Here is a 16,236-nt window from a genome sequence, read left to right as displayed (position 1 = left end):
GTGATCACGAGCCGAACGAGCTGTCGCACAGAGCGATCAAGATCGTCGCGATGCTCTTCGCCGTCGTGACGCTTGCCTCTTGGTCCCGCTAAGGACGGCCCCGTCAGGTGGGTGGTTGATCAGTTTCCGATCGAGTTGACCATGTTTCTGGCCAGCGCTTTCACGTTGAGGCCGATCCGCTTTTTCATCGGACGTTGGGATTCGCTTCGCGCCTTCCGGCGCCCTTCGATCGACCGCCTTTGAGAGATTTTCCGGCTATTCTGAAATACGCTGCCCACATCCTTGCCAGGGAGCGGAAGTTCATATCCATGGCTTACCGTCATCTTGCAGCTGTCGAGAAAGCAATAGAGCGCGTACGAGTGCGTCCATCCTCCAAGGATAGACGGCTTCTTTTGGGGCGCTTTCAAGCCTCGATTGATAGAGCGGCGATCGTCTCCGAACCCCACGTTCCACCTGCTGCAGAGCGCGCTCTGTCAGGGCGTTGGATAGGTTTCGGCTTATGGTGCCGACAAGCGGCAATGACGTTACAGTTGCGCCGATTTTTGGAAATCCAGATGCCACAGCCCCCGCCAGGCCAAGAAGACCTGCACCCGCAGCGCGACCTCCATCAAGAAGGTTCCCAATAGCGCGGGTAGAATTGGCGGCTATGTTTCCTTCATTGACGGCGCGCAGAAGCTTTAACTCTTCGGGCGAGAAAGCGGCCGTTTGCTTCTCGTCGAGAAGCAGATTGCCTAGACGCTGTCGTGTCGTCTTGCCCGCGTTTGCCCCGGATTTTGCCGGATCGGGGAGCTCAGTGAGTTTTTGGGAGCGCGTTGCGGCTGCCTCATTGGCGTTTCCCGCTTTGAGCGCCTGCGCTGCGTCGGAACCGGGTCCAGCCACAACAGCCGCCGGATCGTCAGCAGTAATAAACTCGTCCAGCCCGCGAATAGCCTTAGACGCCGCTGACTGCTCGTTGCCGTCGCTGACTTTTTTAATATTCTTGAACGTTTCGCGAGCAGAGTACAGCCCGTTGATATCGGCAACGCTGTCTGGCGGCGGGTTGGCGAGCTCATCGAGGATCTGGTGCGTCTTGCCGGCAAGTCCTGCGGGAAGGCCTTCTTCGTCAAGCTTGCCCTTCGCCGCCTCGGCCATTTTTTTAACGGCATCCGAGGCAAAATCGACGCCGCTGTCCCGCATGGTTTTAGCGTTGCGCAACGCTTCGGCATATAGATCAGCGGCTGACGGAGGCTCAATCATTTTAGGCGTTCGAAGGGTGCTCGCTACACCAGGAATGACGCGTTCGCCAGCCTGAAGGGCGGGGGATCCGGGAATGAACGTAGACGCAAACTCCAACGAGCGGCCAATCGCCTCAGGGCTCGTTCTGCCATCTGGGCCATTCATCTGCACTTTGCCGCTGTAGACGTCACCCGGAAGCATGACGGCGCGTTTTATCGCTCCGATGAAGCCGGCATCTGTGTCAAACCAGTTCCTATTCCCGTAGGCATCTTTACTTACAGGCAGAAAGGCCCCTTTGAAGCTCTTATCGACCGCTCCTGCAGGCTTGGGGAACTGCTGCGAAATCTCGTCAACAGCCTTATTCTGCTCCTCCGGGGAAAGGCTTAAAAAGCTGTCGTCAACCGTGATACGCTGGCCATTGACATTGATTGTCGTCATTACTTTTCAATGCTCCAAGTGGTTCCGTTCGAAGTCCTGCGCGGCGTGGGAGGCAGTGGATCTTCCAGAACCGGACCCGGTCGCGCAGGGGCGAGGTTCCATGTGGTTCCGTTCGAGGTCCTGCGTGGTGTGGGAGGCTGCGGGCTTTCAGCAGGCGCAGTTGGGTCTGCCGCCGGAGTAGCTGCCTCGCCGGGCGCCTGGGCAAAACGGACCGGTCGGACCTGCGGGGATGGCTGCTGCTGATCCATGGCTGGAGCGCTGGCGACTTTGGGCGTCGGTCCGACCGTGGACGATGGCAAAGGCGGCGGCGTAGCTTGTAGGTTCCTCTGGGTCACCGCAGACATCCGCGGCTGCATCGGAACACCGGATACGCCGGGACCGGACGAAGGCAGCTGCGGCGGTGCAGGCAACGGAACCTGAGGGACAGGTTCCGGGGGCGCAAGATTCGCGTCCCTTTTCGTCGCGGCGAGCTCCATCTCGCCGTTGGAGGCCGGACCCTCGTTGCCGCCGAAGACCGACGACAGGAAACCGGGAGACTTCGCAGGTGGAGTTGAAGGCATGCCCGTCGGCGCGGCGGGAGCCTGAGGAGTTCCCGCCCGCTCATCCTCATTCTGCTGCCTGATTTCCAACCCGCCCATCAGCGCCTGCGCCAGTCGCGCCGCGCCCTGCCATGGAGATTGGATCGGGCTCGCATCCATGCCTTGCTGCAGCATGGCGTAGGCCAGCCGCTTGCGCTGGTCGCTGAGGTCGCCCTGTGTTTTGCCGGTATCGCCGCCGAAGATATATGCCATCAGCCGACTGCCCTTTCGTAAGAGACGCGGTCGAAACCGTCTGCGTGTTCGAACACGGCGTCCGGATGGAGCTCGCGCACATCGTCGGACATCAGGCCGATCTGGGTCGGGCCGCCGTCCTTGTAGCGGAAGGCATAGACCGGCAGGCCGTTATCCAGCGTGCCGACGCGTTTGATGTCTTCCTTCAGCCGACGGTCCGACTTTGCCCAGCCGCCGAGCAGCGAGCCGCCGAGACCGAAGAGGCCGCCCATCGCCGCGTTCGACTGTGCGACCTGCCGATCGTAGAGGCCCATCTTTTGGTTGAAATTTTCGTTGATCAGTCCAGCCTGATCCACAGTCGGCAGCTGCGTCGTCGGCGTGTTGACATAGCTCGGCTGGTGGACCTGCGAGCCCGACATCAGTGCCGAAATCTCGTTTAGCGGCTGGTTTCGCTCGGTCAGGATCGAATTCTGGGCATTCGAATACATGTCGCCGAGATACTGGTCGGAGGCGGCCTGCTTGCGTGTCGAAAAATCGCGTAGCGCGTTATCATAGGCGGCCGAGCCCATCGAGATGCCCTTGTCGGCAAGGCTCTGACTAAGGCTTGCCTGATCGCGGTCCCACTGGTTGTTGAAGCCGGACTGCCAGTGATCGTTGACATATTTGTCGACATTGCCGGCGCTGAGATCGACATTGGTGCCGAGGATGCCCGAAATCTTGCCGGTCTGATCGTTGGCGAGCCTGGCAAGGCCGAGCTGCGTCTGCTGCGTCTGGTCGTAGATCGCCTGGTTCTCGGGCGAATAGGTCTGATAGGCCGAATAGGTCGGCAGCCGATAGGTCTTGCCGTTCTGGTCGGTCATCGTCTGGTAGCCGCTGACCTTGTATTCCAGCGAACCATCCGGCGTGTACTGATTGGTGTGGCTGAGCCCCGCATTGGCGATGGCGGTGTCGACGTTGGTGGCCGTCTGCGCCGCTGCGGTCTGTGTCGGATCAGGCGCCTTTGGGGCCTTCGGCGTGGAGACCATAGGGAAAATCCTCTTTCATGATTGCGTAAAGCAGCGCGTCGCAGTCGCCGAAATAGGCTTGCTGGCGGCCTTCCAGGCGGGCGCCGAGCCGCACGAGAACCCGCTGGGATTCGGCATTGTCGGCGCGGGTTCTTGCGGTTGCGCGGCGGCAGCCGAGCTGATGCACCACATAGCGAAAGACCGATCGCATCAGCGTCAGCGTCAGCCGGTCGGCGGCCAGCGAAACCTCGACGTCATGCTCGGTCCAGACGTTGAAGACGAAGCCGGCGATGATCCGGCCGCGGTCGATATGGGCGAGCGTGGTGTAGGGCGGATGGAAGCTCACGCCGATCCTGTTGCCGACCCAGGCCGCGATCTCTTCGCGCGGTTCGGAGACGATCAAATCGGCGCGCCCTTTTCGTAAAGCACGGAGCCGCCGACCACGGCGGCCTCGGAGACGGAGCCGGATGAGCCGGAGATCAGCGCCCGGATCGTCGGCGCCAAGGCCGAACCGGCACCGCCGGCGGAGGCGAATTTGCGGACGAGCGAAATGCCCGGGAATTTCGCGACACCCCAGACCGCCGTTCCCCACTTCGCCGCCGTATTGTTCTCGATCGACGACAGAAGCGCGTTGGGAATCTTGGTCTGGTAGTCGACCGAGATCCCGGCATACATCAGCGTGGAAACCCCGATCTGCGCCGTCACCCCGATCAGCTTCGAGAGCTTGGTCGAGAGCCCGTCGCCATAGCGGCTCCATGCGCCGACCATCAGCGCGTCGATCGCCACGCCATTGTCGTTGGCGCCGACTTCGGCCTCATAAACCGTGCCGTCGCCCGCGCCGAAGAACAGCCGGTCCTGCCATGTCGTCCAGCAGGAGGCGGGCATGCCGACGAAGCGGCACCAGGCCCCGGTTTCGGTGTTCATCACATATTGGTAAGGGCCGAAGGAGGACGGCAGGTTGACGATCGCCATCTGCCGCGCCGGGAAGCTCGAAAGCTGCCACTCCTCAGAGGTCGTGCCGGTCGCCGCAACGGTCTCGCGCCAGGTCGGGCCGATCTTGGCGGTGATCGCCCCGAGGCTGGTCGCACCCCGATCGAGCTGCACGGCCTTGGTGATCGGCACGATGCCATCCGTCGTCATGATGGCGAGATCGGCACCAACCGACAGCAGGCATCGATCGGTGCCGAGCGGCCGGCCGAGCTTGAAGGTGCCGATCAGGCCCCAATTGGAAGCATTCGAGGGATCGGAACCCTGGAAGACGATCACCTCGCCTTCCGAGGAGATCAGCACCAGGCACTGCTGCAGGCCGGTCGAAACGGGAATGGTCCAGACGTTGATCGCAATCAGCGTGCCGCCATATTTCATGTTGCCGCCGACCGGCAGCACCGTCGCCGTGCCGCTGACGGCGTCGGTGGCGAGATACCAGACATTGGTCGAATTCTTCTCGATGAACCAGAGACGCGAGCGATAGGCGGTGACGGCGATCAGCAGCGAGGCGTCCGGAATTCCTGATATCATCGTCGAGGGAACGTAAGGGGTCGCGACCGCGCCCGTCTCAAGCTGCGCATTGGTCACCGTTCCCGACACGGTGACGACAAGCGTGCCGGCCGCCGGCGTGAAGGTCAGCGACACCCGGTTGGCGACGCCCGTTCCATTCAGCGTGCCGGTGAAGGCGCCGGAAAGAGTGACGGAGCCGGTGCCGAAGAAACTCAGCGTATAGGGCGTGTTCCTGACGGCGACGTTCTGGGTGGCGAGTGTGGCCGTGCCGACCAGAAAATTATTCGTCCAGGCGGTGCCGTTGAAGAGCAGCGGCGTGTCGAGGCCGTTGACGAGGCGCAGAAATTCCTGGCCGGCCGGGTTGGTATATTGCTGCACCGACCAATGGGCGCTTGCCATGCCGGAGACGACGGGCGCACCGACAGCGCCACCCGCCGTGACGTCGAAGATCTTGTCTCCGGCCGCGGCAAACAGCCTGTTGCCGACGCCCGAATAAGGAATGACCGTCTGCACGTCGGCGCCAAGGCCGGTGGCGAAAGCGAGGTAACCATAGCGGGCGCGAACCCGGTTGGCCTCGGGAAAGAAGTTGTCGAGCTGAAACGCCGCATCTTCAGGCATATCCGCCATCTCGACATCGGTTCGCCAGCCGCCGATCGGCGCGATCCAGTCTTTGCCGGGCGAAACGCGGCGGGTGCGCCCGTTTTGAGGGACAGGTCTGCGGGTCATGGGTTGGACACCGTGATCGTGCCGGGCCAGTAATTCTCAGGCGCCTGCCCCCTCGCCGGCAGCGAGAGGTCGACAGCGCTTGCGGCGCGATCGGCGCCGATCGCGGATTCCTTGGATCGCTCGAAACTGGCGATCTCCTCGCCATAGTCGAGGCCCTTGGCCCGCTTCCAGCGCCAGATCAGCGAAAGTTCGAGAAGGTCTTCGGGAAAACGGGCGGTATCGGTATCGTTCGCCCAATTGGCGGCATAGGCCGCCTCGCCGTTCAGCGCCACCCAGAAGCCGGAAATATACTCATAAGCCATCGTCTCGCCTGCAGCGTTCGGGTGGATGTCGAGCTTGCCGCCGGCCATGCGCCAGATCTCAGGCACCGGGTTCGAATTGATGATCCTGTTGCGCTGCCAGGTCTGCGGCTCCACCGGACCATTCAGCTGCCAGAGGCGCGAGGCATTCCAGATCTTCGAATTGGCGGCGAAGCGGTCCCAGTCGGCGGGCGGCTCGGCCGGCTCCGGGTTGGCGCCCGTCGTTGCAAATTGCCGCTGCACCATCAGCGTCGACCAGTCATGCTCGCGCATCAGGTCGCGGCCGGCGCGGGTGGAGAGGATGCGCAGCTGCATGATCTGCGGATCCGCCGAGGACATGACGGCCGTCGGCGGATCGAGGTCGATTTCCGCGCAGACATTCTGAATGATGGTCAGTAGCGACATGCGCGGATCTCCGGTTCAGGCGGCGACGTGGCCGCGGGACTTGATCCCGGGTTGACGTTCGCTTTCCAACGCCTCGAAGCGCGAGGCCATCTCCTTCATCTGCTCCTGCAGGCGCGTCACCTCGCCCTTCAGCCGCTCGTTTTCGGCGGCAAAGGCGGAGGCAGCACTCGAGTTTTCAGCGGTGGCGAGATAGGCGCGGGCGGCGGCGACGAGCTCGTTGGCGCCCATGCCCACCTTCTGCTTGACGGTGTCGGAAAGGGCAGCGAGCTGCTCGACGGTATAGATATTGACCGCCTCCAGCTCCTTGATCTGGCTGGGCTTCAGATAGGGCCATTGCGAAAGCGGCGTGCCGGTCAGCTGCTCGCGGGCGGCCGCCCCTTCCTTGAAGCGCTTATAGGCATCGGCAAAGCGCTGTTTGTCGTTCTCAGTCACCTCGCGATAGACTTCGGTGTGTTTGTCGCCGGAGATGAAGATGCGGACGAATTCCTTGTCGGCAAAGATCGGCCGGCCTTCCTTCTCCGTCAGAAAGGTCTGTTCGACCGGTTCGAGGCTGAAGGAGGCATAAATTCCGGTGCTGTTGTCGGGCATGATGCGTGTCTCGCTGTTGATGGCGGGGGATTGGGGAACGGGCGTCGAAGCGCCGGCTGTGATGTCGTGCCGGTGGCTGCCCCTCACCCTAACCCTCTCCCCGTAAAAACGGGGAGAGGGGACGTGCCCTGCAAGAGGTTGCTGGGAACGGAGAGGTCGCGGCATATCCCCTTCTCCCCGCGAGCGGGGAGAAGGTGCCGGCAGGCGGATGAGGGGCACGCCACATATAGAGAGGTTGGCGAAACGGGCGCCGAAGCGCCCGTCGATGCTTGGTTTAGTTCACCTTCGACAGGAACGGACGCATCAGCGTTGCCTCGAGCACGCCCGTAGCGGTGATGGTGATGCCCGTGCCGTTGGCGGTGGCGTTGGCCGAGAGCGTGATGCTCTGGACGACGCCGCTCGGGCTGTAGGTGATCCCGGCGATGGTGGTTCCGCCTGATATGCCGGTGCCGGAAACGGCCGCGCCGATGAACGGGCCGGAACCGGCATTCAGGCCGGAAAGGCTCGTCAGCAGGTTGGAGCCGTTGACCGTGGTTGCCGTGAACGTCTGGTTGGCCGCCGCGAAGTTGACGTTGGCGATGGCCTTGGTGGTTGCCGTGGCGGATGCCGGGGCGCTCGCCTGGCCTGCCGTGGTGGTGGTTTCGGCAGTGACGAGGGCCGCCGTTGCGGTTGCCACCTGAGACGGCGCCTGACCGTTGCGCTGCAGCCAGACGTAATAGGTGCCCGGTGCAAGCGTGATGGCACCGACCGGACCGCCGGTCAGCGTCGGAGGCTGGGCAGCACCGGAAAAGACGCCGCAGCGCTGGCCGACGACGGCAGCCGCCGTGGTCAGCAGCGAGGCGACATAGTCCCTGGTCCACTGGAACCATTGGCCGGGCTGAAGGGTCGTCTGCGAGGCCAGCACCAGCTGGCAGTAGACCCATTCGGATTCGCGGTCCCCGCCGGCGACAGCGCCGAGGGAGAAATTCGGGCCCGGAATACCGGAGCCGGAAACGATCGGGCCTTCGACGACGAACGGGTTCGCGCCAAGACGATCGGACTGGATGGAAGCGACCGACATTTGCTTTCCTTTCGTTGACGATCAGGCGAACAGCACGCCCTGCAGGAAGGCGTTGTTCATGGTGAGGTTGCCGGCAAAGCCCATGAGCTGCACGAAGGCATCCTGGTTGGTGTTCATGCGCTCGTCGCCGATCGGCGCCATGTCGCGGTCGCGGTGCGGGCGGTAGAACAGGTACTTGGTGTTCAGGAAGAACATCTGATTAAGCGGCGCACCGCCGCCGAAGCCGCCGTCGAAGATCACGTCGGCGCCCATGTATTGCAGCGACTGGAAGCCGGCCATGCCCTTGTCCGCCGAGGTGATGCGCTGGATCGCCTGCAGCGATTCCCAGTAGAGGCGGAAGAAGTTGTTGTCGGCGACGACCAGATCAGGCGCGTCGGAGCCGCGAACGCAGGACATGTAGAGCCGGTTCATGTAGCTCTGGATGTTGGCATTCGAGGCGGCGGCACCACCATCGGCCGAGGCCGAGAATTTCTGGTTGCGCCAGAAACCCCAGGTGGCGCGCGAGATGCCGCCGACGGTGCCTGATGTCGGCGAGGTCGAGATCAACAGCTGCAACCCGCCGATCTGACGCCCGCCATCGGCGGTGCCATCGGAATAGCAGTCGAGCGCGATGTTGTTCTTCAGCGTCGTTTCGGCGTTTTCGATGCGCTGCTCGAGCAGATCGAGGATCGCGTCCTCGCCGGAATTCTGCAGCTGTTCGAGGCCGGACATGGAGACGGCGACCGCGGCCTGCTTGAGGTCGTATTCGGCAGCGGTGATGACGTCGGAAGGCTGAACGTTCAGGATATCGTAACCAGAGTCAGTTCTGTTATCGCAGAGGCTCTTTATCCCCTGCTTCTTCACCTTGCGCCAACTCAGTGAAGCTCAGACTATATCTTCCCATTTGCTATGGGCCGGGATTTCGTGGGCAGATTATTCTTTCGTCACTGCCTAGTCGTTCGACCTTCCGCATCCCTCACAATCCATCGGATTGCTACATATGCGGCTTGGTTCGGGATTGCCATCATTTTGATTCAGATGCTATTATTAGAATGCAACATCTGATTGGCGATGGTTTCCCCCGAATTAACCCGGTTTTTCACCTGAGGTAATACGTGCCAAAGATCACTTTGACATGTGAGTATTGCGGAGCTTCTTTCGAAAAATGGCCTTCGGCGATCCGCTATGCGGAAGCCAACGGAACATCCTCTAAATTCTGCTCTAGAGCCTGTGTCGGCAAAGCCCGATCAAATGGTTCGATCGGAGCTAAAAAGACGCGAGGCTCGACCCTTGTCTGCGAGGTGTGTGGGAATGGCTTCTATCGAAGCGTCAGCGACATCAAAGCGGGTCGGTCTCGGTTTTGCTCCGAGCCCTGCCGCCAGCAGGGATTTAGGCTGAAGCTGATCGATAAAAGCGCCCCACGTCCTCAAAACCTAAGGGGCAAAACAATCACATGTGTCGTTTGCGGGGATCAAGCATACCGCAAAAAATCGATGATCGAGAGGAACATCGATAAGACCTGCGGCGATCCTAAATGCGTATCGGCCTATGGCAGGTCCATGTGGGGACTTGAGCCATATTCCGAAGAGGAGTTCTTGAAGCCGCGTCCCAGCCGCCGATACCGAACCACTAATTTCACGCCATTACAGCGAAAGAAGTGGCTTGGAACGGAGTGCGCTCATTGCGGTTCGAGTTCCAACCTAACGCTGGATCACATAATCCCTTGCTGTGCAGGCGGTACAAACGTTCAAGAGAATGCTCAAACGCTATGCGGTCGCTGCAACAATATCAAAGCTGCCACAACGGACAGGCTTTTGGCACGCAAGCAAACCTCAGGCGGCGGCTGCAAAAGTTAACCGCTTGAAGGTCGAGTTTTCCTGGTACTGCAGTTCCTGGACGATGGTGCGGCCGCCGGAGATGGGCTTCTTGCGGCCGCGGCTGTTCAGACGGGTGAGAAGACCGTTGTTCTTCGTCACGTCGTCGGCGACCGTGCCGCTGCGGTTGCGCAGCGTCGTGGTCACGATTTCAGAGAGGTTGGGCGAGATGGGCATTGATCATTCCTTTGATCAGACTTGACCGCGCGAAAAACGCATGGCGTCGCGCAGCGAGTCTCGGATTGAGGTGGGCTGGCCTCTTGCCGCATCGCGGGTCGGGCCCGGTGCGGAAGATCCAGAGATGGATCGCGAGGCGCGGCGGGCTTGATCTGCCGCTGCTGCCCTCTGGGCTTGCTGTTCTCGGACCGGTGCCTGCGCAGTCTGGCTGATCAACTGCCGGCGAATGTCCGGGCGCATCCAGCATGCGGCGTCGTAGGCGTCCTGAAGCGACGATGCCCGCCCTGCGTTGATAAGGGCGATCATATCGTCCAGCACATCATCGGCGTGCGCGTTTGCCGGGTCGGAAAGGAAGGCATCGACTTGAGTTTCGGTGTCCCTTTTCCGCAAAACATGTTCGACCGTCGCCTCGACATTGACGTGTCGCGGCTGCGGTCCTCCTTGCTGTAGTCCGGGCTGTGGTCCGGCCTGCTGCGCGTTGCGCTGCAGGACCTGTTCCATCTGGCCATTGACCAGGGCGTGAAGATTGACCCCGGCCATCCTGGCGACGTGAACGACGGTGTTGACGGGATCGTGGATGAGCGCCTTTTCCCAGTCGATCGCCCGGCGCATGACATCGGCATGGGTCATGCCGGCCTGGCGGATCAGCGGCGTGAACTCCTCGAGCCCCTTGTAGTCCTGCAGGACACGGAAGCCGTTATCGACCTCCTGTTCCCGCTTGGTGATGGCCGCCTGCACTTCACCCGGAAGGCTTGCGAATTGCGCCTTGGCCTCCGCCGACCAGCCGGGCGGAACCCGGCTGCCGATGGTTGCGGGCTGTTCACGGGTCTGCATCTCGGCCTGTGCTTGAGGCGGTTGTTGAGCGGCGTTTGCCGCGGACGCCTGCCCTGCCCTCGCCGCTGCGGCTTGCTCCTGCCCCTTGGCCAGGAAGCGGCCATTTTCCCCATCGCGCGGCTGGCCGGCGATATCGCCCGGTCCATTGCCTTCGACGGTGTCGATTGCCGCCTTCAGGCTGTCGCGAATGCTGACCGGCCTGTCATTCAGGGGCTTGTCGTCGAACGCGCCAAAATCTTCGCTGCCGTTGCCGGCCTCGTTCAGGTCTTCCATAGGGTATTCCTTTTTCGGGGATTGATGCCCGTTCAGGCGTTGTATTCGGCGTGAACTCGCCGCAATTCATTGCGGATCGCCTTTCGATCCGTCTTCGGCTTCTCGATCGGCTGCGGCTTTTCGTTTCCGATCTCGACCACGCCGGCCGATCGATAGGCCGAACGCAGCTTGGCTTTCGAGGTGTAATGCCTGCCGTCATGCATCGACTGGATATCGATGCTATCGCTGACGAAATGCGGCGCCGGCAGATCGGACTGCGCGAGGTTCTTCACCGGCATGCAGTTGTGCGGCCACTTGCCGAGTTGGTGCCAGCCACCGCAGACGCGGCAATAGCGTTCTCTCATGTTAGATCCTCGAAACTATTGATAGGCCGGTTGTGCCTGGAACTGCTGCAGCGCCTGCGCCGCCGCCTCGCCGCGCGCCTGTTCCAGCACGGCGCGATGCTCGATCTCGGCCTGCGCCAGGCCAAGCTCGGCTTTGCGCTGTTCGGCGCCGGCCTTCACCTCAGCCGTTTTCAGCTTGATCATCTGCTCGGCCGGCGGTTCCGGCGGTTGCTTAGGTGCGGTTGCCGCCTCGGAGAGCTGGGCGCCGACCTGTTCCAGCGTGCTTTCGAGTTGGCGCCCGGCCCTGAAGCCGCGGGCGGCAAAGAGCAGCGTCTCGACCATCACGGGCACCAGCACCGGGTTCTGCTGCGCCATGGCGCCCGCCTGCTGCAGGAAGCCGCCGATCATCTGCACGAACTCCATGCGGCGCTGCTTTTCGGCGTCCTCGTCGGGCTCGATGGTCGAATCCGTTTCGATGTCGATCTGGAAGCCGCGAATGCTGTCATTGCGCAAGAGCTGCACGACTTCGTCGATCGTCGGCTGCTGCATCATCTGCTCAAGCTGCGGCGGCATCTGCGGCGGCGGTGGTGCGGGTTGCCCCATCTGTTGGGCACGCGCTGCGGCCTGCTGCGCCGCCATCTGCATCTGCTGCATCTGCATTTGGACCTGCTGCTTCTCGGCCATAGTCGGAAGCTTGATGCCGCTCACCAGCATCAGCGTTTCCGGCTGGAACTGGTCGCAGATGATTTCGCCGGCAAGGCGGATGATGTCGCGGGCGAAGCGGGCGAGCTCGGACTGGCGGTCGCGGATGCGGATCGAGCCCCACTGGCTCTTTATGCGCTGCGCCGTTGCCGTCTCGGACGCCTGGGTGTCGCCGCGGACGATGTCGGAGATGCCGGTGATCTGGTAGACGTCCTCGATCAGCTGCTTGCGGGCCTGGATGCAGGCCATGATGACCTTCTGCACTTCGTCGATCGGCAGCGTCACGATGGCTTTCGAGCCGCCCTTGTCGGTGAAGGCAGCCCATTCCGGGATCGGCACCATGACGGTATCGTTTTCCGGCCGCATCGCCTTCTCGATCGCCGGCGAGATCGCGCCGTCGCCGGAGGGGTAGAAGACTTTCAGCCGCAGCTGATCGGTCAGCTTGTTGACGCGCTTCGTCAGCAGATCGATCTCGTCGCATTGCTGCTGATAATAGACATAGTCGGGAACCGGGATCAGCGAGCTGGTCGACATCGTGCCATAGGCCGGGCGCGGGCACGGCCAGAAGTGTGTCAGATCCAGCGGCGGCTCCGACACTTCGAGCGCCACCGGCGCGCCGTCGGCGATCCAGACGGTATAGTTTTCGCTCTTGCACCAGATCTCCCAGACATGGGTCTTGCCTTCGTTTTCGGCGCGCTCCGTCTGGTTGCTGCCCTTGTTGCTGCCGGCGCCTTGGGCCTGGAGCGATGTCATCGCGTCCGTGCCGAACCGCTTCTCCATCTCCTCGTCGGTCATCGGCACGCGCCGCGCCACCCATGTCACATCCTTCCAGCGCCGCGCCGGCGAATGCAGGAAATCCGACCAGTGGACATAATCGATGCAGACACGCTCGTCGCTGATCGCCTCGGGCGGCGCTCCGCCATCCTCGCCCATGCCGCCGCCTTGTAAGCCGCCGAGCAAACCCGCGGGCAAGCCACCATTCGTCGGCGCATCGGAAGGCTGGACGCCCATGTCGAGCGGTTCGAAATCGGCCTCGTAGCGCAGCCACACCGTGCCGCGGGCGCAGAGCAGGAAATCGTCGCGCACCGCCCGCATGATGGAATCGATATCGGCTTCGTCGCCCATATAGGCGAGATTGCGTTCGACCAGTTCCGAGGCCATGCGCGCCACCGGCTGGGCGTCCTTGAAGCGGCGCTCGACGACCGGCTGCGGCACACGGGCATAGACGGCCGGCTGCAGCACCGAGGTGTTGGCCCATAGCATCGGAAACCGGCGCTTGGCCGCATTCGTCTGGTCGGACTGCTGGTCGAGATAGATCTTCTCGATCTTGACGCAGCGGTCATGCCAGGACCGGAAATAGCGCTGAGCGCGCTTGAGCTCCTGCTGCCACCGGGGGCCGACCTTTGCCAGGTCCCATTGCTGCCCGTCCGCCAAAGCTGTTGTTTCGTCGTCCATCAAACACGCTCGCTATATGCAGGGGTTGCTGCGACAAACTCGTTGAACGTCGTCGTCTGTAACGTCGGCAGTCGCTTGGGTTCCGGCTTCAGCGGCTCTGGAGCGAGGCCGGTGAAGATGATCGCCAGCCCGCCGAAAGCATCGGCGCCGTGCGAAGCCCAGTTGTGGAGCGGCTCGTCGCGGAACACGCTCAAATCCTCGTCCCAGTCCTTGCGGTAGTTCCGCAGGCACTTGATGCCCTGGATGCAGCCGGCCTGGTCGAACTCGATCTTCGCCAGAATGCGCCTGGTGCCGTTGATCCGGTCATGGACATAGGCGCGCTCGATCTTGCGGACCGTGCCGAGACCGCGGGCCTTGACCTCTCTCAGCATCACTTCGATGCGGGTCATGCCGCCGCGCGTCCATTCCCTGACCTTGATGTCATGCGGCATGTTGTGCACGCCGTAGACATAGCCATGTTCGCCCGCCCGCCGCTCCAGCTCGTCGAGCATGCCGTCCATGCCGGTGCCGGTATGCTCGAAATAGCCGATCATCCGCACACGGCCGGGCAGCACCTGAAACAGCCAGACGCTGTTGGTGTCATCCATGCCGATGTCGGAAATGGTATGGACGGGATAGCCTTCGACATGCGGGAAGACCCCGATCCGCTCTTCGGCGTCGGCGACTGCCATCTGGTCGGCGTAATAGGCGCCCTCGACGCTCGCCTCAAAAGCTTCCGCCGGCGTCGAGGGATATTCGCGCTTCATGTCGCCGAGCTGGGTTTCTGCCTTCTTGACGTACCAGGCCTTCTGCCGGTCCGTGAGCGAGATGCCCTGGTCGGCCAGGTTGCTGAAATATTTTGCGAAAGCATCGGTGATGATGACGCCTTCAGGCGCGATCGCATATTGCGGCTCCTTCCACCAGGGGAAGAAATGGAACTTGAAATCCAGTTCGGTCAGCTCTAGCGCCTGGCGCTGCTTGACCTGGCCATCTTCGCAGAGCGTGTAGAAATGCCCTTCCTGGCCCTCTGCCGTGCTTTCGACGAAGACCAGCTGGCCGGCCTGCACCGTATTCAAAGCACCGGTGCGGACTTCCCTCGCCTTGTCAGGATATTTCGCGCAAAGCTTTCCATATTCGGAAATATGCAGATATTGCAGCGTTCCCGAGCGCAGCGAGGTGCCGACACGGATGCTCGAATTATTGCCAAGCAGCAGTTCGGTCTGGTTGGCTCTGACGACAGGCACGGCGTTACGGATACCGTCAGGCAGATTGTCGTATGGGTATTTGATCTTGTCCCGGAAGATCGTCTGCACGTCGCCCAGCGTATGAGCGATCGTGCCGGCCCTTATATCCCTGTTGAAGACGCAGGCATCGAGCATGAAGATCTGAATGAAGGTCGTCAGACCCAGCTGGCGGGCCTTCAGCAGCACGTTGAGATAATGCATCTGCTCGAAAAAGGTCATCTGCGTCCAGTTCATCTCGAACCTGACGCGTCTGCCCGATTTGTCGGTGATCCAATAGAGGTTGTTCAGACGCCAGCGCCAGTCGGAAAACTGGTCAACCGCCGTTTGGAAGTCCGCGCGTCTTGCCATTGATATCTTCCAGCAACTGCGAAACTTCGCTCGCGACGACGCCGCGGTCGGGCTCGACCTTGGAACCGTATTTCTTCGGCCTCAGCTTCTCGGCGACCCATTGGCGGGTGGCGATGCGGAGCTGCGACCGCCTTATGGCTTCGCCATTCTCCTGCCAGCCCGTGGTCTCGCCGCTCGCATTCTTCTTTTCGATCCAGTCGTCTGCGCGGCCATCGGCAATCTCGACCATCTCGTCGACGAAACCATCCGCCTGGATCTCGCGCGCCAGGGCGTATTTGACCCGGAACGCTGCCTTGTTCTCATCGGCGAGCCAGGAAAGCACGCTCGACATTGCCGGCATCTCTTCATCCCGGCAGATCGACCGCAGGCTCTCCCTGTCGGCAATGCGCTCGCAAATCCTGTCGGCAATCGCCTGGGTGAACTTGATGGGTCTGCCCATATGGCCCGCCTTCTGGAGGGTTCTAGAACAAGGCGACGATGTTGGAGGCCGTGGTCCCGGTCAGTGCCACAATGGCGGCATGAACCGGCAGGATCGTCCCGGCCGGCACGTTTCTGAAGATGACCGGATCCATGTCCCGACGCGGCGCAATGGCAACATCGCCCGCCGTGCCGATATAAAGCGCGCGCGCACCGACGATGGCGCTGTCATTCGGCGTCACCACTGCGGCCCGCGAGGCCGGAGCAATCGAAGGATCCATTACAGTTCTCCTTGTGAGAGGCGCGCGCTACCCCGGCCCGATCCCGATGTGATCGAAGATGAGAGGTCAGGCGGAATAGGATGGGGGATCAATGATGATCTTGGGGAAGCTGGCCGGACCGTGACAGACACACCGGCTGGAGGGCGGCGCCGACATGGTCGACATCACCTTCTGGATTCAAATTTCGCAGCTTGGATTTACGGTAGTCTTAACTGATTTGCCGGGGGGTGATCAAGAACTGATTGTGCGTCTCGCGCTAGTTCGAAATCGAGCATGCTCGACACAATGGTGCCAGATTGCTCTACCCTGCGCCGACGACGGATTTGGCAAGCCGCGCTCCACACCCTC

General features: G+C 61.8%; 16 protein-coding genes and 2 pseudogenes. 2 read left to right on the top strand and 16 right to left on the bottom strand.

Annotated elements, in window-relative coordinates; all coding sequences use genetic code 11:
- Positions 1-300: 300 nt before the first annotated feature.
- From V8P77_RS32405 to V8P77_RS32365, 9 genes and pseudogenes are all read right to left on the bottom strand, one after another.
- On the bottom strand, positions 301-1,653 hold the full coding sequence (locus V8P77_RS32405; RefSeq protein ID WP_335916371.1) for a hypothetical protein: 1,353 nt from the start codon (positions 1,651-1,653) through the stop codon (positions 301-303).
- Entirely contained in the window at positions 1,653-2,444 is a 792-nt protein-coding gene (locus V8P77_RS32400; protein WP_335916369.1) for a hypothetical protein, read from the bottom strand. Before V8P77_RS32400 ends, V8P77_RS32405 begins: the two co-directional genes overlap by 1 nt.
- On the bottom strand, positions 2,444-3,448 hold the full coding sequence (locus V8P77_RS32395; protein WP_335916368.1) for a tail fiber domain-containing protein: 1,005 nt from the start codon (positions 3,446-3,448) through the stop codon (positions 2,444-2,446). The genes V8P77_RS32400 and V8P77_RS32395 overlap by 1 nt, the downstream gene beginning before the upstream one ends.
- The gene (locus tag V8P77_RS32390; RefSeq protein ID WP_335916367.1) at positions 3,414-3,830 is read right to left on the bottom strand and encodes a GNAT family N-acetyltransferase; all 417 of its coding nucleotides are present in this window, start codon (positions 3,828-3,830) and stop codon (positions 3,414-3,416) included. The genes V8P77_RS32395 and V8P77_RS32390 overlap by 35 nt, the downstream gene beginning before the upstream one ends.
- Complete coding sequence (locus tag V8P77_RS32385; RefSeq protein WP_335916366.1) at positions 3,827-5,650, bottom strand: hypothetical protein; 1,824 nt, start codon at positions 5,648-5,650, stop codon at positions 3,827-3,829. Before V8P77_RS32385 ends, V8P77_RS32390 begins: the two co-directional genes overlap by 4 nt.
- Positions 5,647-6,354, bottom strand: coding sequence for a phage adaptor protein (locus V8P77_RS32380; RefSeq protein ID WP_335916365.1), 708 nt, complete (start codon positions 6,352-6,354; stop codon positions 5,647-5,649). The genes V8P77_RS32385 and V8P77_RS32380 overlap by 4 nt, the downstream gene beginning before the upstream one ends.
- A 15-nt stretch (positions 6,355-6,369) precedes the next feature.
- Positions 6,370-6,942: a hypothetical protein gene (locus tag V8P77_RS32375; protein WP_335916443.1), complete on the bottom strand. Its 573-nt coding sequence runs from the start codon at positions 6,940-6,942 to the stop codon at positions 6,370-6,372.
- A gap of 274 nt (positions 6,943-7,216) precedes the next feature.
- The gene (locus V8P77_RS32370) at positions 7,217-8,002 is read right to left on the bottom strand and encodes a hypothetical protein (RefSeq protein ID WP_335916363.1); all 786 of its coding nucleotides are present in this window, start codon (positions 8,000-8,002) and stop codon (positions 7,217-7,219) included.
- Between the two features lie 21 nt (positions 8,003-8,023).
- A pseudogene (locus V8P77_RS32365) lies at positions 8,024-8,800 on the bottom strand (phage major capsid protein); the annotation flags it as partial.
- Positions 8,801-9,474: 674 nt separating this feature from the next.
- On the opposite strand from V8P77_RS32365, the gene V8P77_RS34875 reads away from it, so the two are divergent.
- A complete protein-coding gene (locus tag V8P77_RS34875) occupies positions 9,475-9,837 on the top strand; it encodes an HNH endonuclease (protein WP_373694625.1) in 363 nt (120 codons plus the stop codon).
- Here V8P77_RS34875 and V8P77_RS32360 read toward each other — a convergent pair.
- The 7 genes and pseudogenes from V8P77_RS32360 to V8P77_RS32330 form a co-directional block, all read right to left on the bottom strand.
- Positions 9,838-10,032 (bottom strand): annotated as a pseudogene (locus V8P77_RS32360) (phage major capsid protein); the annotation flags it as partial.
- A gap of 15 nt (positions 10,033-10,047) precedes the next feature.
- Complete coding sequence (locus V8P77_RS32355; RefSeq protein WP_335916362.1) at positions 10,048-11,139, bottom strand: hypothetical protein; 1,092 nt, start codon at positions 11,137-11,139, stop codon at positions 10,048-10,050.
- Positions 11,140-11,171: 32 nt separating this feature from the next.
- Positions 11,172-11,483 carry a hypothetical protein gene (locus V8P77_RS32350; RefSeq protein WP_335916361.1) on the bottom strand — a complete coding sequence of 104 codons (312 nt, stop codon included), beginning with the start codon at positions 11,481-11,483 and terminating at the stop codon, positions 11,172-11,174.
- 15 nt (positions 11,484-11,498) lie between these two features.
- Entirely contained in the window at positions 11,499-13,619 is a 2,121-nt protein-coding gene (locus V8P77_RS32345; RefSeq protein WP_335916360.1) for a hypothetical protein, read from the bottom strand.
- The gene (locus V8P77_RS32340) at positions 13,619-15,190 is read right to left on the bottom strand and encodes a terminase (protein WP_335916359.1); all 1,572 of its coding nucleotides are present in this window, start codon (positions 15,188-15,190) and stop codon (positions 13,619-13,621) included. The genes V8P77_RS32345 and V8P77_RS32340 overlap by 1 nt, the downstream gene beginning before the upstream one ends.
- Positions 15,156-15,629: a terminase small subunit-like protein gene (locus V8P77_RS32335; RefSeq protein WP_335916357.1), complete on the bottom strand. Its 474-nt coding sequence runs from the start codon at positions 15,627-15,629 to the stop codon at positions 15,156-15,158. Before V8P77_RS32335 ends, V8P77_RS32340 begins: the two co-directional genes overlap by 35 nt.
- Positions 15,630-15,651: 22 nt before the next feature.
- Positions 15,652-15,888: a spike base protein, RCAP_Rcc01079 family gene (locus tag V8P77_RS32330; protein ID WP_027664937.1), complete on the bottom strand. Its 237-nt coding sequence runs from the start codon at positions 15,886-15,888 to the stop codon at positions 15,652-15,654.
- 154 nt (positions 15,889-16,042) lie between these two features.
- On the opposite strand from V8P77_RS32330, the gene V8P77_RS32325 reads away from it, so the two are divergent.
- The coding region (locus tag V8P77_RS32325) for a hypothetical protein (RefSeq protein ID WP_335916355.1) at positions 16,043-16,236 on the top strand (194 nt) is incomplete at its 3' end.

The organism is Rhizobium aouanii (assembly GCF_037002925.1).
Classification (GTDB): Bacteria; Pseudomonadota; Alphaproteobacteria; order Rhizobiales; family Rhizobiaceae; genus Rhizobium; species Rhizobium aouanii.
Note: the sequence above shows the minus strand (reverse complement) of the source record. Positions and strands in the feature narration are given on the sequence as shown.

What these genes read in the sequence shown, in the direction of transcription:
- V8P77_RS32405 (WP_335916371.1), bottom strand. Translation starts at nt 1,653, where the DNA reads ATGACGACAATCAATGTCAATGGCCAGCGTATCACGGTTGACGACAGC.
- V8P77_RS32400 (WP_335916369.1), bottom strand. Translation starts at nt 2,444, where the DNA reads ATGGCATATATCTTCGGCGGCGATACCGGCAAAACACAGGGCGACCTC.
- V8P77_RS32395 (WP_335916368.1), bottom strand. Translation starts at nt 3,448, where the DNA reads ATGGTCTCCACGCCGAAGGCCCCAAAGGCGCCTGATCCGACACAGACC.
- V8P77_RS32385 (WP_335916366.1), bottom strand. Translation starts at nt 5,650, where the DNA reads ATGACCCGCAGACCTGTCCCTCAAAACGGGCGCACCCGCCGCGTTTCG.
- V8P77_RS32380 (WP_335916365.1), bottom strand. Translation starts at nt 6,354, where the DNA reads ATGTCGCTACTGACCATCATTCAGAATGTCTGCGCGGAAATCGACCTC.
- V8P77_RS32375 (WP_335916443.1), bottom strand. Translation starts at nt 6,942, where the DNA reads ATGCCCGACAACAGCACCGGAATTTATGCCTCCTTCAGCCTCGAACCG.
- V8P77_RS32370 (WP_335916363.1), bottom strand. Translation starts at nt 8,002, where the DNA reads ATGTCGGTCGCTTCCATCCAGTCCGATCGTCTTGGCGCGAACCCGTTC.
- V8P77_RS34875 (WP_373694625.1), top strand. Translation starts at nt 9,475, where the DNA reads ATGATCGAGAGGAACATCGATAAGACCTGCGGCGATCCTAAATGCGTA.
- V8P77_RS32355 (WP_335916362.1), bottom strand. Translation starts at nt 11,139, where the DNA reads ATGGAAGACCTGAACGAGGCCGGCAACGGCAGCGAAGATTTTGGCGCG.
- V8P77_RS32350 (WP_335916361.1), bottom strand. Translation starts at nt 11,483, where the DNA reads ATGAGAGAACGCTATTGCCGCGTCTGCGGTGGCTGGCACCAACTCGGC.
- V8P77_RS32345 (WP_335916360.1), bottom strand. Translation starts at nt 13,619, where the DNA reads ATGGACGACGAAACAACAGCTTTGGCGGACGGGCAGCAATGGGACCTG.
- V8P77_RS32340 (WP_335916359.1), bottom strand. Translation starts at nt 15,190, where the DNA reads ATGGCAAGACGCGCGGACTTCCAAACGGCGGTTGACCAGTTTTCCGAC.
- V8P77_RS32335 (WP_335916357.1), bottom strand. Translation starts at nt 15,629, where the DNA reads ATGGGCAGACCCATCAAGTTCACCCAGGCGATTGCCGACAGGATTTGC.
- V8P77_RS32330 (WP_027664937.1), bottom strand. Translation starts at nt 15,888, where the DNA reads ATGGATCCTTCGATTGCTCCGGCCTCGCGGGCCGCAGTGGTGACGCCG.